Source organism: Anaerocolumna sp. MB42-C2 (genome assembly GCF_030913705.1).
Lineage (GTDB): Bacteria > Bacillota > Clostridia > Lachnospirales > Lachnospiraceae > Anaerocolumna.
On the sequence record NZ_CP133190.1, the window covers coordinates 5440229 to 5455126 of the forward strand.

Annotated in this window: 14 protein-coding genes; 12 read left to right on the forward strand and 2 right to left on the reverse strand. The window is 35.0% G+C overall.

The window, feature by feature from the left end:
- The first annotated feature begins 163 nt into the window (after positions 1-163).
- From RBU59_RS24010 to RBU59_RS24020, 3 genes are all read left to right on the forward strand, one after another.
- Positions 164-787 carry an AAA family ATPase gene (locus tag RBU59_RS24010; RefSeq protein ID WP_308145002.1) on the forward strand — a complete coding sequence of 208 codons (624 nt, stop codon included), beginning with the start codon at positions 164-166 and terminating at the stop codon, positions 785-787.
- Between the two features lie 121 nt (positions 788-908).
- The gene (locus RBU59_RS24015) at positions 909-1457 is read left to right on the forward strand and encodes a histidine phosphatase family protein (protein ID WP_308145003.1); all 549 of its coding nucleotides are present in this window, start codon (positions 909-911) and stop codon (positions 1455-1457) included.
- 169 nt (positions 1458-1626) lie between these two features.
- Positions 1627-2379, forward strand: coding sequence for a glycerophosphodiester phosphodiesterase (locus RBU59_RS24020; protein ID WP_308145004.1), 753 nt, complete (start codon positions 1627-1629; stop codon positions 2377-2379).
- 162 nt (positions 2380-2541) lie between these two features.
- Here the strand turns inward: RBU59_RS24020 and RBU59_RS24025 are convergent, their stop codons facing one another.
- On the reverse strand, positions 2542-2724 hold the full coding sequence (locus RBU59_RS24025; protein WP_308145005.1) for an H-type small acid-soluble spore protein: 183 nt from the start codon (positions 2722-2724) through the stop codon (positions 2542-2544).
- A gap of 72 nt (positions 2725-2796) precedes the next feature.
- The gene (locus RBU59_RS24030) at positions 2797-3165 is read right to left on the reverse strand and encodes a hypothetical protein (RefSeq protein WP_308145006.1); all 369 of its coding nucleotides are present in this window, start codon (positions 3163-3165) and stop codon (positions 2797-2799) included.
- 120 nt (positions 3166-3285) lie between these two features.
- Between RBU59_RS24030 and RBU59_RS24035 the strand changes: the two genes are divergently transcribed.
- The 9 genes from RBU59_RS24035 (at position 3286) to RBU59_RS24075 (ending at position 14867) form a co-directional block, all read left to right on the forward strand.
- The gene (locus RBU59_RS24035) at positions 3286-3684 is read left to right on the forward strand and encodes a hypothetical protein (protein WP_330698395.1); all 399 of its coding nucleotides are present in this window, start codon (positions 3286-3288) and stop codon (positions 3682-3684) included.
- A gap of 198 nt (positions 3685-3882) precedes the next feature.
- Positions 3883-4380, forward strand: a complete 498-nt coding sequence (locus RBU59_RS24040) for a GNAT family N-acetyltransferase (protein WP_308145007.1) — start codon at positions 3883-3885, stop codon at positions 4378-4380.
- A 62-nt stretch (positions 4381-4442) separates the two neighbouring features.
- Entirely contained in the window at positions 4443-6725 is a 2283-nt protein-coding gene (locus tag RBU59_RS24045; RefSeq protein ID WP_308145008.1) for a glycoside hydrolase family 3 C-terminal domain-containing protein, read from the forward strand.
- Positions 6726-6910: 185 nt separating this feature from the next.
- Positions 6911-7474, forward strand: a complete 564-nt coding sequence (locus RBU59_RS24050; protein ID WP_308145009.1) for a TetR/AcrR family transcriptional regulator — start codon at positions 6911-6913, stop codon at positions 7472-7474.
- A gap of 232 nt (positions 7475-7706) precedes the next feature.
- Positions 7707-8492 carry an SDR family NAD(P)-dependent oxidoreductase gene (locus tag RBU59_RS24055; protein ID WP_308145010.1) on the forward strand — a complete coding sequence of 262 codons (786 nt, stop codon included), beginning with the start codon at positions 7707-7709 and terminating at the stop codon, positions 8490-8492.
- A gap of 137 nt (positions 8493-8629) precedes the next feature.
- Positions 8630-9586 (forward strand): tRNA dihydrouridine synthase, encoded by a 957-nt coding sequence (locus tag RBU59_RS24060; RefSeq protein WP_308145011.1) that lies wholly within the window; start codon positions 8630-8632, stop codon positions 9584-9586.
- Between the two features lie 316 nt (positions 9587-9902).
- On the forward strand, positions 9903-11507 hold the full coding sequence (locus RBU59_RS24065; RefSeq protein ID WP_308145012.1) for a response regulator transcription factor: 1605 nt from the start codon (positions 9903-9905) through the stop codon (positions 11505-11507).
- Complete coding sequence (locus RBU59_RS24070) at positions 11501-13321, forward strand: sensor histidine kinase (RefSeq protein ID WP_308145013.1); 1821 nt, start codon at positions 11501-11503, stop codon at positions 13319-13321. The genes RBU59_RS24065 and RBU59_RS24070 overlap by 7 nt, the downstream gene beginning before the upstream one ends.
- Positions 13322-13460: 139 nt before the next feature.
- Positions 13461-14867, forward strand: a complete 1407-nt coding sequence (locus tag RBU59_RS24075; RefSeq protein ID WP_308145014.1) for an ABC transporter substrate-binding protein — start codon at positions 13461-13463, stop codon at positions 14865-14867.
- The last annotated feature ends 31 nt before the right edge of the window (positions 14868-14898 follow it).

The window sequence follows — 14898 nt, forward strand, 5'->3', positions numbered from 1 at the left end:
TGAAAAAGGCAAATTGTGATTTCAAAGTATAATAGATGCATTAATATTAACAATAAGGGCAGTAGTGAAATTTTTTGAGTATAAACTCGCGGAGTTAAGTTTATTTCAATTAATTTTGCAATTGCCTGGTTGGCAGTGCAACTTTATAGAGATATAGTAATAAATGAAATGTAAAACACTGATTAAGAATAAACCGGCGGATTTGTTTTTCAATAGATTTTGTAGCCGGGCTAGGAATGAAAGAGGTTATCTGGTTATGAAAAAAGTTATAATTATTAATGGACCAATGGGAGTCGGAAAAACAACAGTTAGTAAAATGTTATGTAATAAGTTAAATAAATCAGCATTTCTTGACGGTGACTGGTGTTTTGATTTGCATCCATTTGTGGCAAATAAAGAGACAAAAGCTATGGCAATAGATAACATCTGCTTTATAATACGAAATTATCTTAGATGCAGTGAGTGTGACTATGTAGTTTTCAATTGGGTGATAGATAATGAAGAGGTATATGAAAATATTACAAATAATATTTCAGATATGGAATTTGAACTAGTTAAAATAACTTTGACATGTAATGCAGTGTCGTTGGAAGACAGGTGGCATAAAGATAAAGTCAATGAATGGAGAATACAGGAGTGGTTAGATGTCAGTAAAAGATCACTCCAATATTTTGAACACCTTGATTCAATCAAAATAGATACAAGTGATATTTCTCCTTGTAATGTTGCAGAGAAAATTTATACAATGATAACGATGCAATATACTAATGAATCTGACAAAGTATAATAAAGCTACTCTATTATGGACAAGGTTGAAAATCATGATGATTTTATATTATAAATTAACAATTCCTGGTAACCATCATACAGTAGTATTGATTTAATTAATTATTGCAGGTGAATTGTTAATGAACGGACAAATACTCGATTTGCTAAGAGAAGGAGGATATGTACTGTATGCAAGGCATGGGGAGGCCACCATTGGAGAAGATCAGCCTCACCTGAATTTCAGATATTGTTTAACACAAAGAAATCTTTCTGAAACGGGAAGATGGCAGGCGTTTTATTATGGTCAGATTTTACGTAAATTGTGTATACCTACAAATTATCTTATTCAAACGAGTCCCTTCTGCAGAGCCATAGAAACAGCACAGTTGGCTTTTGGATGGTCGACTATTCAGGTTGATCCGTTTTGGGCCGACATAAATAATCTGAGTACCAATATTTCGGCTGAGTGGCAGCGGAAAATATTAAATACTCTTCAAAAAAAGTTAGAAATCGAACTTCCCAAGGGAACAAATAAAGTTATTATTGGGCACAATTTTCCAAGCCAGATTGGTCTGGGACAAATCCCTGAAATGGGGACAGTTATTATAAAACCTCTTGGACAGGGAAACGGATATGAAATTATTGATAAAATAACTTTGGAGGAGTTAGGAAATTTGCTGAAACTGTAAAGGATTGGCTATCACTAAGAATGAACCTTACCTTTTGTTCAAGAAGAGTAGGGTTTTTTGAGGTGGGTTGGATGTTCTGATTGACTTAATCGATAAAAGGAGTATATTACAATTATAGGAAGAAATAAAAAAAGGTAATTTTTTAGAACATCAGGGAAGGAATAAATAGATGGAGAAAATAAAAGTATGGGCACACAGAGGTGCCTCTGGTTATGCACCGGAAAATACACTGGCAGCATTTAAAAAAGCAATCGAAATGGATGCTGATGGGATAGAACTCGACGTACAGATGACTAAGGACGGCAGGCTTGTAATTATACATGATGAAACCGTAGACCGCGTAAGCGACGGAAAAGGCTGGGTAAAGGATTTCACCTATGAAGAATTGTCAGAATTAAACGTCAATAAGAAATTTCCTGAGTTTGGTAAAGTGACGATTCCTACCTTGGAGGAAGTTTACTCACTTATTAAAGATACCGGATTAACGGTTAATGTAGAGTTAAAGAATTCCATTATTTTTTATAAAGACCTGGAAGAAAGAGTAATGGAATTAACCAGAAAGATGGGACTTGAGAAACGTATTATATATTCCTCTTTTAATCACTTTTCCATTATGAAAATAAAAGAATTAGACCCTGGTGCGGAAACAGGGTTTTTGTATGAGTACGGATTTTTAGATATGCCGGAATATGCCAGTAAATATCATGTAGATGCCTTACATCCGGCCCTATATAACCTGCAGTATCCGAATTTCATGGAGGATTGCAAAAACAGAGGTATAAAACTTCGCGTGTGGACGGTAAATGATGTAGAAGATATGATAATGCTTTGTGAGAACAGACTGAATGCCATGATTACGAATTACCCGGATATTGGGCGTAAAGTTGTGAATGATTGTGTGAAAAGGGGCCAGTTTAATTAATAAAAACTGCAGATGGAGTAATAGAGAAAGAGACACCTGATAAGCCAGGTATGGTTGCAAAATAAAGGGGACTGTTGCATAAAGACTTTGCAGCAGCCCTTTCGTTAAATATATGCAATATTAATTAGCAGGCTTATCTGTGATAAAAGTTGTCAGTTAAATTTATTTTGCTTCCACGAGTTGGGTTAAATGAACTTCCTGGCTGTTTTCAGGCCTGCTCAGGTAATGAATACTGGCAGTATCCTTATTGGGATTAATGTCTTCAATATAAATGGGTTCTCCGTTATAACTGACATTGACCATATCCGGAGAAGATTTTATTTCAGTTGCACGTTTCCTATCCATAATTAGTACTCCTTTACTTATTATATTCCATTTTTATTTTTTCCTTAAGTTCATGAAATATTCGGTTTTATACTAATTATCTGATCTTCCGAATAAACCATAAAAAAATAACTTGCCTAAATCACTTCTTACTTTCGGACTTATATTAGATTGAAGTGCCGTATTTATTATTTCCATAAATAATATAATGGAATCCGTAGAAATATCCTTATCGAGCAGATTTTCCTTACGTCCTTGTTCAATTAGTTTAAGATATAAAGGCAGTGTTTTATTTTTTCCATATTCCTCAAGAAATTTTTGAATGACAGGGTCTTTTATAAACTCTATTTGTTTGAAGTTATCATGAAAGTTACGCGATGCATTTACTGAAAAAGATTGCATTTTTTTAATTTTTTCATTAAAAGAAAGGTCACTTTTGACTAAGTCTTCCGAGCCTATCATAGTATCATCCATTAATTTAATGAATACCTGTCTGGTAGGTTTTAGGGAATATCCGAAGTATTCTTTTATAAAACATTTTGATATATATAAGGAAGCTTTAATGAAAGAGGCTGATTTATTGTGAAGGAGGGTATTATAAAAGACAAAGAGGACATTTATTATTTAACGTTAGAAGAATTCAGGAAAGCAGTTAACCATGGTAATCTTGATTATCAAATTATTATTAAGAGAAAAGAGGATTATGAGACATATAAAAAACTTACACCGCCTCGTGTCATTACTTCGGAAGGTGAGATTATTTCCGGTGAATACGATACCGGTACGATACCTCAAGGAGCGCTGGTCGGTATTCCGGTTTCATCGGGAGTAATCGAGGGCAGAGCGAGGGTGATTTTAAAGCTAGAAGATGCTGTTATTGATAAAGAAGATATATTAGTAACTGCTTTTACCGACCCCAGCTGGACACCATTGTTTATATCCGTGAAAGGAATTCTCTTCATTCTTTTTTTCTTAAATTAAACTTGCTTTATAAAGATTGTGTTTGGGATAAAGCTTGAAAACTATTTTCAATAAAATAAGTTCTATAAAGATATAATTATTGTAAGTTAATAAGAAAAAGTTCTTGCCGTATCAGCAGGATATCTGTTAATATTTGTATATAAGTATGGAGTTATTAATAGGTATTATTTGGGTTAAGGAATGGACGGGAGGTTTGTAATGAACCATAAAATATATCAGATAAGAGAAATGCGGTCAGACGAAAGATATATTCTGGATGATATGTTATATGAAGCAATTTATCAATCGGATGAAAATAATCTTTTACCAAGAGAGATCATTCAGAGGCCTGAGATTAAAGTCTATATTGAGGATTTTGGCAAAGAAGATGATTATTGCCTGGTGGCTGAAGTAACAGGTAAAATTGTAGGTGCGGTCTGGGTAAGGATTTTATCCGGTCCGATTAAAGGTTATGGGTACCTAGATTCGGAAACACCGGAATTCTCAATTTCATTATTGAAAGAATACCGCAATCAAGGTATCGGGACTGCCTTAATGAATAAAATGATACAGTATCTTTCTGAGAAAGGTTATAAAAAAGCCTCATTAAGTGTATCGAAGAATAATTATGCATTCAAACTGTACCAAAAGTTAGGGTTTAAAATTATAAATGAGCAGGAAGAGGACTACATCATGGTTCTTGAATTATATCAATAATTATTTTATAAGGATATTTGTTGATTTCTTATACCCTAAATTTAAATAAAGGAGTGATCTAAATGTCATCTGAAAAAATCAGAGAACTAATTTCTAAAATGACCCTGGAGGAAAAAGCATCCCTGTGTTCCGGTGCAGACTTCTGGCACACAAAAGCGGTGGAGAGGCTTGGAGTTCCCGCCGTAATGGTATCGGATGGGCCGCACGGACTTAGAAAACAGGCGGAAGAGGGAGATCATCTTGGAATCAATGACAGTATTAAGGCAGTATGTTTTCCGGCAGGCTGTGGAACAGCTGCATCTTTTAACCGTGAGTTGATTTGTGAGATGGGAGAAACACTGGGCAATGAATGTCAGGCGGAAGGAGTAAGCGTAATTTTAGGACCGGCGGTAAACATTAAACGTTCTCCTTTATGCGGCAGGAATTTCGAATATTATTCTGAAGATCCTTATGTAGCGACGGAGATGGCAGGTGCATTGATTAAGGGAGTTCAAAGTAAGAATGTGGGCACCAGTATCAAACATTTTTTGGCGAATAATCAGGAAACAAGAAGAATGTCTTCTTCCTCCGAAGTGGATGAGAGAACTTTACGGGAAATTTACCTGGCAGCGTTTGAGGGTGCAGTCATCAACGAGAAACCCTGGACTGTTATGTGCTCCTACAACAAAATAAACGGAGTATATGCCGCTGAAAATGAGACATATTTAACGAAAGTACTCAGAGAAGAATGGGGTTTTGAAGGTTATGTGATGAGTGACTGGGGTGCAGTAAACGCTCGTGTAAGGGATCTTGCAGCCGGGCTGGATCTGGAGATGCCATCTTCTTTGGGGATTAATGACCGTTTAATTGTAGAAGCTGTGAAACATAATATAATTGAAGAATCGATTGTCGACCGTGCCTGTGAAAGAATCCTGAATATAGTTTACCGATATGTGGAAAACCGTGATACAAAGGCTGTATTTAACCGTGAAAAAGATCATGAGAAAGCGAGAAAAATTGCACAGGAAACGATTGTATTATTAAAAAATGATCAGGTTCTTCCGTTAAATGAGAAAGATGACATTGTATTTATTGGCAAATATGCAAAAGAACCGCGTTATCAAGGCGGCGGAAGTTCCCATATCAATAGTTTTAAGGTAACTTCAGCATGGGATGCAGTGTCCGACAAACCAAATGTAACATTTGCACAGGGATTTATCGATTATAAAGATGAGATAGATGAAAACCTGATAGAAGAAGCAGTTGCAGCTGCAAAAAAGGCAAAAACAGCTGTTATTTTTGCCGGATTGCCGGATGCCTTTGAATCAGAGGGATTTGACCGAAGTCACATGAGACTGCCGAACTGCCAGAATGAATTAATTAATAGGATTGCTAAGGTTCAACCCAATACTGTGGTAGTTCTGCATAACGGCTCCCCTGTGGAGATGCCATGGGTAAACGAGGTAAAAGGTATCATAGAAGCATATCTTAGCGGGCAGGCCGTAGGCGGGGCTTGTGTGGATATCTTATTTGGTAAGGTTAATCCAAGCGCAAAACTGCCTGAAACTTTCCCACTCAAGTTAGAAGATAATCCATCTTACCTGTTTTATCCCGGAGAAAAGGACAAAGTGGAATACCGCGAGGGAGTTTTTGTTGGCTACCGTTATTATGATAAGAAGAAAATGGATGTGCTTTATCCCTTTGGATATGGTTTAAGTTATACGACATTTGCTTATTCCAATCTGACAGTAAGTAAAGAAAAGCTTACGGATAAAGAAAAAGTCAGGGTATTCGTTGATGTTACCAATACCGGTACTGTAATAGGAAAAGAAGTAGTACAGCTGTATGTTTCTGATTTGGAAAGTACGGTGATACGTCCGGAGAAAGAATTAAAGGAATTTGCCAAAGTAGAATTAAAACCCGGCGAAACGAAGACCGTAGTGTTTGAATTAGGAATGAGGGCATTTGCTTACTGGAATACAGGAATACATGATTGGCATGTGGAAACTGGAGATTTCAGAATTATGATAGGAAAATCTTCAAGGGATATTGTATGCAGCACGGATATTAGGGTGGAATCTACAATAAAACTTCCATTTGTTTATACCACGGATACGACAATCGGAGATTTAATGGAAGACCCTAAAGCTAAAAAATATATCGACGATTTAATGAAAGGCAGCGTATTATTTTCTGCAGAACCGGAAGAATCTAATTCATCGGCATCAGAAGCCTTATCACAGGATATGCTGATGGCCATGATGAAATACTTGCCTATACGGGGAGTCATAAGCTTTGGAGACGGATCCGTAACCATGGAGGACTTGCAGAAAATAGTGGATGAATTAAATAAAAAAGAACAGTAATTTATGATGATTATAAGGGAAGGTTATAAGCTATAGGTAACTAGCTATAGTTTATAACTTCCCTTGATTGTTGAATGCAATATGAGTGAATAATAATCATTGACAATCAATCACTCAAGGATTATACTTAAAGAAATAAAAGATTTAAATTTAAAATTATTAATTTTAAATCAAAAGGAGGAAAGATGAGAGTTTCGAAGGAACCTGAAGTAAGAAAACAGGAAATACTGGACACCGCTATGAAACTATTTGCTGAAAAAGGATATGAAGTTACAACTATGACAGATATTGCGAAAGCTGTGGGAGTAGTTTCAGGACTGTGTTATAAGTATTTCAGCTCAAAATATGAACTTTATCAAGCGGCACTAAAAGAATATGTAAAAGAATATTCGGAACCAATTATAGCTATATTAGACAGTGAAGAAGAGTCATTTGAGGCTTACATGGTAAAAATAAAAGAATATTTCATTAAAACGGATGGGAAAGAAAAATATCATGACTTCTTTCACAAAAGAGGAAATGAAATGTTTAATATACAATTAAGTATGAGTATGTGTGAAAATGCGAGGCCCCATATGGAGCAGTTTTTGTTAAGACTGAAGCAGAAAGGTTTTATTAGAGTAAAAGATTATAAAGTAAGTGCTGCTTTTATTTTGTATGGTGAAATACCGATATTAAATGATGAGAACTTAACTTCAGCTGAAAAAGCTGATAATGTAATTGAAATAATGAAAAAGATAATAATGTAAGTAATAAAATAAGTAATAAAGAAGATTGCAAATTAAATTATTTTGCAGTCTTTCATTTTGAACAATGAGTGAACAAAAGTCAATGACGAACAATCAATCAATCAAGAAGTATTTGTCAAGACGCTGTCCAAAAATCAAGCCGGACGGCTTGATTTCCCCGACGTTAGTGGCTTGTAAAAAGTATAGACACTCAAACCTAAAGATTAAGATCTAAAGTGAAAGGAATTTTATTATGAAAGGAAAAGTATTAATAACAGGAGCAACAAGTGGCTTAGGTTTGGCATATGCCATGGAATATGCTAAAAGAGGTTATGATTTAATAGTAACCGGAAGAAGAAAAGAAAAGTTAGAAAAAAATGCAGAAGAAATCATGGCACAGACAGGTGTTCATATTAAAATTATTATTGTTGAATTATCCAATCAAAAAGGTCTTGACTATTTATTAAACGAAATCCGTGAGGAAAGCATCGAAGTTTTAATTAATAATGCCGGTTATGGTCTGCGGCCGGTATTCTCCGATTTATCAAAAGAAGAAATGGAGGGACTGCTCTTTTTACAGACTAACGTAGTTGTATCCTTGACGCATTTCATATTAAAAGGTATGTTAAGCAGAAATAATGGTACTATTATTAATGTTTCCAGTGAAAGTGCATTTGCGGTAATGCCCCATAATGTTTTATATGCCGCGACAAAGACCTTTTTATTAACCTTTACGGAAGGATTATATATGGAACTTGCAGATACCAACATACAGATACAAGTAATTTGTCCGGGTTTTATAGATAGTGATTTTCATGAAAGTGCGGGTATGAAAGTAAATAAGCAGAGAAAAGGAATTATGAAGTTTACATCTCCTGAAAAAATCGTATCGGTCTCTATGAGGGATTTAGACAGGAAAAGAATTGTATCGGAGACTTCCTTTGATGTAAAAGTATTTCATTTCCTGTCAAGAGTTTTACCAAGAAAAATATTTTACAGGATGGCGATTTCATTTGCAAAAAAAATAAAAAGAAGTTAATATATCTTTAATAAAAAAACAAGGTTTATCTTTAAGTTACGAAGTTTCTTAATAGGGGTGGTAAAATTTATAAAAAGACATCCGGAGAGAGTATAGAAACAACTGAAAGAAATTACTTGAATTAAGGAGTTGCTAGTATGAAATTTTATTTTGCGCCTATGGAAGGCTTGACCGGATATATCTATCGAAATGCCCATAAAGAATATTTTGGTAATATAGATAAATACTTTTCACCTTTTATTGTACCAAATCAGAACGATAAATTTAAAAGCAGGGAAATCAAAGACATATTACCTGAGAATAATCAAAACCTGGTTTTAGTACCGCAGATTTTAACCAATAAAGCCCGGGATTTTATTAATACCTCTAAGAAAATAAAAGAATTGGGTTATAATGAAATTAATTTAAATCTGGGATGTCCTTCCGGCACAGTTGTTTCGAAAGGCAAGGGCGCCGGCTTTCTTGCTAAAAAAGATGAATTAAACAAATTTCTAGACGAAATATTTTCCTGCTCCATAACAAAGATCTCGGTGAAAACTAGAATTGGTAAAGACAATCCGGATGAGTTTTATGAATTGATAGAAATTTTTAATCAATATTCTATGGAAGAGCTTATCATCCATCCCAGAGTACAGACTGATTTTTATAAAAATAAACCTAATCTTAAAATATTTAAAGATGCTGTAAACTTAAGTAAAAACCCGCTGTGTTATAACGGTAATTTATTTACTGTAAGCGATTTTAAGGCATTTGCCCATGATTTTCCTGATATTGATACTTTTATGTTGGGAAGAGGGTTATTAGTAAACCCCGGATTAACCGGCAAAATTACCGGTAAAGGCAGACTGGATAAAGAAATTCTTAAAGATTTCCACGATAAAATCTATAGTGATTATAAAAGTATGCTTTTTGGAGACAGGAATGTCTTGTTTAAAATGAAAGAAATTTGGTTTTACCTGATTACAATGTTTACGAATAACGTTAAATACGCTAAAAAAATAAAAAAATCCGAAAAGCTACAGGATTATGAGGAGGTTGTTTCAAAGCTGTTCAGAGAGCAGGATATTTTAGAAGAGTATAAGGTGGAACTTTAAGGTTATGTATAATAATATTAGGGAATCTGATTTGCATTATTGTTGATCAGATTCTTTTTTTTGCCTTATTATAGGATTTAGCGTACAATCTCGTACCTAAAAAACTTCGGCATCTGATTTGATACCCAAATTACAATCCAATTTTTTAGAATGGTGATAATATATATTTTTTTAATAATACTTGCTATTCAATTATTCAATATATATAATGTTATGGAAAAATAGCCAATATTCAATGTTAAATGTAAATAATAAGTAATTTGTAAATGAGATTTTATTTACAATCAGGAGAAAGGGTTTTTGAAGGTGATTTTTTATGATGAATGAGGCACAATTACGAATTGTAGTAGCAGATGATGAAACAATGCAGCGTAATGTACTGACAGAAATTATCCATAAACTATATCCGTTCTTTGAGGTCATCTCATGCAGCAATGGGAAAGAAGTATATGACATTTTGACGAATAAACCTGTGGATATCGTATTGACGGATATTCGAATGCCGGTTATGGGTGGGATGGAGTTGATTAAAAAGGTTTATAATGAATTTCCCCGAACGAAAATAATATTAATCAGTGCTTATCAGGAATTTGAATATGCCCAGAATGCAATAAAATATAAGGTCGTTGAATATCTGATAAAACCTTTTCGTGTATCTGAGGTGCAAAAGCTTTTGCAAAAGGTTCAAATGGAGATTCAAAAGGAATCTGAAAATGAAAAAAGCTTAAATCAATATCAGCTTTTAGCAAATGAAGTTAAAAAACGGGAAGAACAAAAAATTTTGCAGGATGTTTTAGAGGGAAATACAGATATCATAAAATCAAAGCAAGAGAAATATCTCATATTACAGGAATTCGGTACTGTCGCTCTTATCAGGTGGAGAGGGGAAACTGCAGATTTAAATAACTATCCAAACCAACTAACCAGGCAGCAGCAATGCACTTTAATGGAGCATATATCATTTTTATTTCCTCATATGTTTTTAATTCCCCAGCCAAATGATTTTGAGAAATCAGTACATAAGGCAGCTTTATTGCTCCCAAAAGAAACAGCCATGGAAGTATCTCAAAAGTTGGAATATTGCCTGAAACAATTACGACAAAACAATATTATTTTCTGGGCAGGGTTATCTAATACAAAGCTAAATCTGGCAGCATCGGCAGCAGAAGCTTTGACGCAAGCGGAGGAGATGCTGGCATTTTACTTCTATGAAACCGGAGGAGGGGTTTTTTCTTTTGATAAGATGCATACCATTATGGACATTCCGACGAAATCCACAGTTTCTTTCGAAAATCAACTGCATCGAGCAATACGGGGTTCCGATATTAAGCAAGTATACAATATTATAGACGATATGAAAAAAGCATTGTCAAATGAAACCAGATGTTACCCCAACAAAATTAAGCACAGAGTGTCTTCTATGATTGTTTTGATTTTAAAAGAATTAGAAAATAAAATGATACAGGAGCAGTATGATCAGTTATTAAACAGGTCCTATCAGATGTATGCGGAATGTGATTCCTTTGATAAGCTGTTTGAAATCTCAAAACAGTTATTGGAACAGGCAGTACAGTACTCTATGCAGAATACGATTCACGCGGACGTGGTGGAAGAATGTATCACGTATATTAAATCTCACCTGGACAGTGACTTGTCACTGCAAAAGGTAGCGGAATATATACATTTCCACCCCAATTATCTGTCCGGAAAATTAAAAGAAAAAGTGGGACTGCCCTACAGTGTTTTTGTCTTAAAATTAAGAATGGAATTAGCATCCAGCTTATTAATGGATACCAATGATAAAATACAGGATATCTCTTTACGATGCGGTTTTAATGACAGCAATTATTTCAACAGGATGTTTCGAAGGGAATATCATATTTCACCGGAACAATACAGAAAGGCTCATAAAAAATGGTAAAAAAACTTATGGAACGGATTTTGTACATGAGCCTGCGTACCAAACTGGGAATTATATTAGCTGCTTTCGCAGTTATTCCTTCTTTTGTCATATACAGTCAGGTAATGAAAACATATGAGAATGATATGGTGAAAGCAGCCTCACGGAATGTACAGTCCATCGTAAAAACAAATAATAATCTGATTAATACTACACTGAACCGTATTGAGGAAGTATCCTATTTGCTTTTAAATAATAAAGACTGCTATGATTGTTTTTCTAATATAGGCAAGTTCACGGTCAGTGATTACTTAAAAGAAGAACGGGTTATATCTGACGTATTAGGAAAGCAGTTTACAGCAAATGATACCGTATATGCGAAATATTTGTATACTTCAAAATGGATATTCGAAGCAAATAAAACATCTATGAAACCAACAATAGGAGAAATTAAACGATTTAAACTCGATGAAAAAGCTGCAAAAGCCGGGGGACAGGCATACTGGATAACAGGTTATGATTATGGTAAATGGTTTCAGACGGAATATTTAGGTAAAAAAAATGGTTACGAATATCAATACCCCATTACAATGGTCAGACAGATGAATTTTCAATATCTGCAAAACGGTAAGTTGTATGCAATGAAAGGAAATCAGGAACGACCTGTTTTAATAATACAAGTATTGGAAAGTACACTGGCTTCTCTTTATGAATCCAGTGTAAATTATAAAGGCAGTATCTATGCGGTTGCCAATGAGGAGGGGAAGATTATATCCTCAGATAATAAATTGTTTCCTATAACGGAACTAGTTCCTGATAACATTCTCAAATTAAAACCATCTTCAGGGTATACTTCCTATTGGATGAAAGGTGTTAAGTATTTATTGTGTTATGATACCTTAGAAGAAAGAAATTGGTTTTCTTTTTGCCTAATTCCAATGACGGAAGTGGTTCAGACCACAAAAGAGCAGATGCAGAGTTCTCAAATGTGGCTGACTGTAATTTTACTTGTTTTATCAGTTATTATTGCAGCACTTTTATCTTTAACAATCAGCAAACCCATAGAGATACTTACGAAAGCGGCAAAACGGGTTGCAACAGGAGATTTTAGTGCGGATACACCGGTTCCAAGAGGTAAAGATTTTAAAATCCTTACGCAGAGTTTTAATCATATGGAAACAGAAATTACAAGGTTAATTAATGAAAATTATAAAATATCATTAAGAGAGAAAGATACGCAGATCATGGCTCTGACCATGCAGATAAATCCTCACTTCCTGTATAACACATTAAATACAATAAATATGATGGCTATTATGAATGCGGATTATGAAACTTCAGATTTAATTGTAAGTTTATCTGAAATGCTACATTATTCATTTAAAAATACATATGAGAAAATACCTCTTTCCGATGAAATTCAATGGACAATAAATTATATTAATATAATGTCTAAGAGATTTGAGGGAGTTTTTGAGACAAAGCTAGAGATTCCGGATGATTTGCTGCTTTATAAAGTTCCAAAGTTCTTCCTGCAGCCCATTGTTGAAAATGCAATCCTTCATGGATTTGAAGAAATGACTAACGGAGGGATACTTTGTCTGTCCGCCAAAAAACAGGGAGAAAAAATTATTTTTACAGTTTCAGATAACGGCAAAGGTATGGTTGATCTAAATTTTAAAGATATAACGGTAAAAAATCAGCAGGGAAGAATCGGGTTACCTAATGTATACCGCCGTTTATCCCTTATATATGGAGCAGACTATTCCATTGACATAAAATCGGAACCGGGACTTGGTACTGCTTTTAAGCTGATAATTCCCTGCCAGGATTAAATTATTAAAAAGAACTTTGATTTGTACTATTATATTAGAATCCTCATATAGAAGACTTCATAACCTTATGATAAACTTTGATTGTTAGGTTAATAAGACGTCTGTTAGCTTGATATGAATGACTGAAAGGAGATATTTTATGAAATTGAAACGATTTATAAGTGTATTAGTAGTATTAGTTTTAGTTCTTAGTGTTACTGCCTGCTCCGGAAAATCTGAGTCCACCGGCAGTAAGAATGACAGCAGTTCTAAATCGGGGGATGCAGCCGATGGGGGAAATAAAAAAGATGATGTAATAGAGATACGCTTTACCGAATGGGACGGCGGTGATACCTTAGCAGTTTATGAAAAAATTGCAGATGAATTTAATAAATCACAGTCAAAAATTCATGTAACCGTTATGAATATTCCTGATGAATATGATACCAAATTAACAACGATGGTTGCAGGAAACGATGCACCTGAAATATGTGAAATGGAAGCCGGAACTTTGATGTTTCCTTATGCAGAAGACGGTATCATACGCAATATGCAGGACTTTATAGATAAAGATACGAATTTTGATAAGAGCTATATGCTGGATCAGTTTAAATACATGCTCAACAGCGATTATATGGCAGGATACGCATCCGGTTCTGAAAATATTACCATGTTTTATAACCCAGCTTTATTCCAGAAGTATGGGGTGGAAGAACCACCTGCCAGCTATAAGGATGCGTGGGATTGGGATACCTTTGTACATGTTGCACAACAATTAACCATTGATAAAAATGGCAAAAATGCACTTGATCCCGACTTTGATCCAGAAAATATTAAAACCTATGGTGTAACGATCAGTAAATGGTGGGCAGGATACATGCCTTTCCTTTATTCTGAGGGAGGAGATTACCTGAGTGAGGATGGTACCGGAATCGGGTATGCCACTGACAAGGGAATCGATGTCTTACAGAAATTAGCGGACTTAACCTATGTTTACCATGTTGCACCGACTCCAACAGCAAGTGAAACCATGCCAGGTCTTTCCGAAGCTCTTTCTACTAATAAGGTAGCAATGACATTTGACGGCCAATGGACAAATGCAACTCTTATGGCAGACGGAGTAGCATATAATGTAGCCGCACTTCCCAAGATGGGGGATCAGGCTAAAACAACAATGACTTTTAGTGGTATCAGTATCATGAATACAGATAAAGCAGATGCAGCCTGGGAATTTGAGAAATTCTTACTTTCTAAAGGTTCCTGTGAACCCTTATATAAATCAGGTTTATGGCTGCCAACAACGGCCGGAGAATATACGGATGAATACATAAAATCCTTTATAACCGATAAACATCCTAAAAATTATTATGAATCCGTCGTTGCCCCAATGATGGATGGTACTGCACAAAGACCTGTTGTAGCAACAGTAAAGAATTTTAACAAAATAAATGATATTATCAGCCCGGCGCTTGACGAACTGTGGGCAGGTGAAATGACTGCCAAAGAAGCGGTCGATGCTGTTAAAGATCAGGCTAATGCTGAAGTTAAGGGTTACCTGGGAAAATAATTTTTCCATTAAGATAAACTGTGTAGGAAGG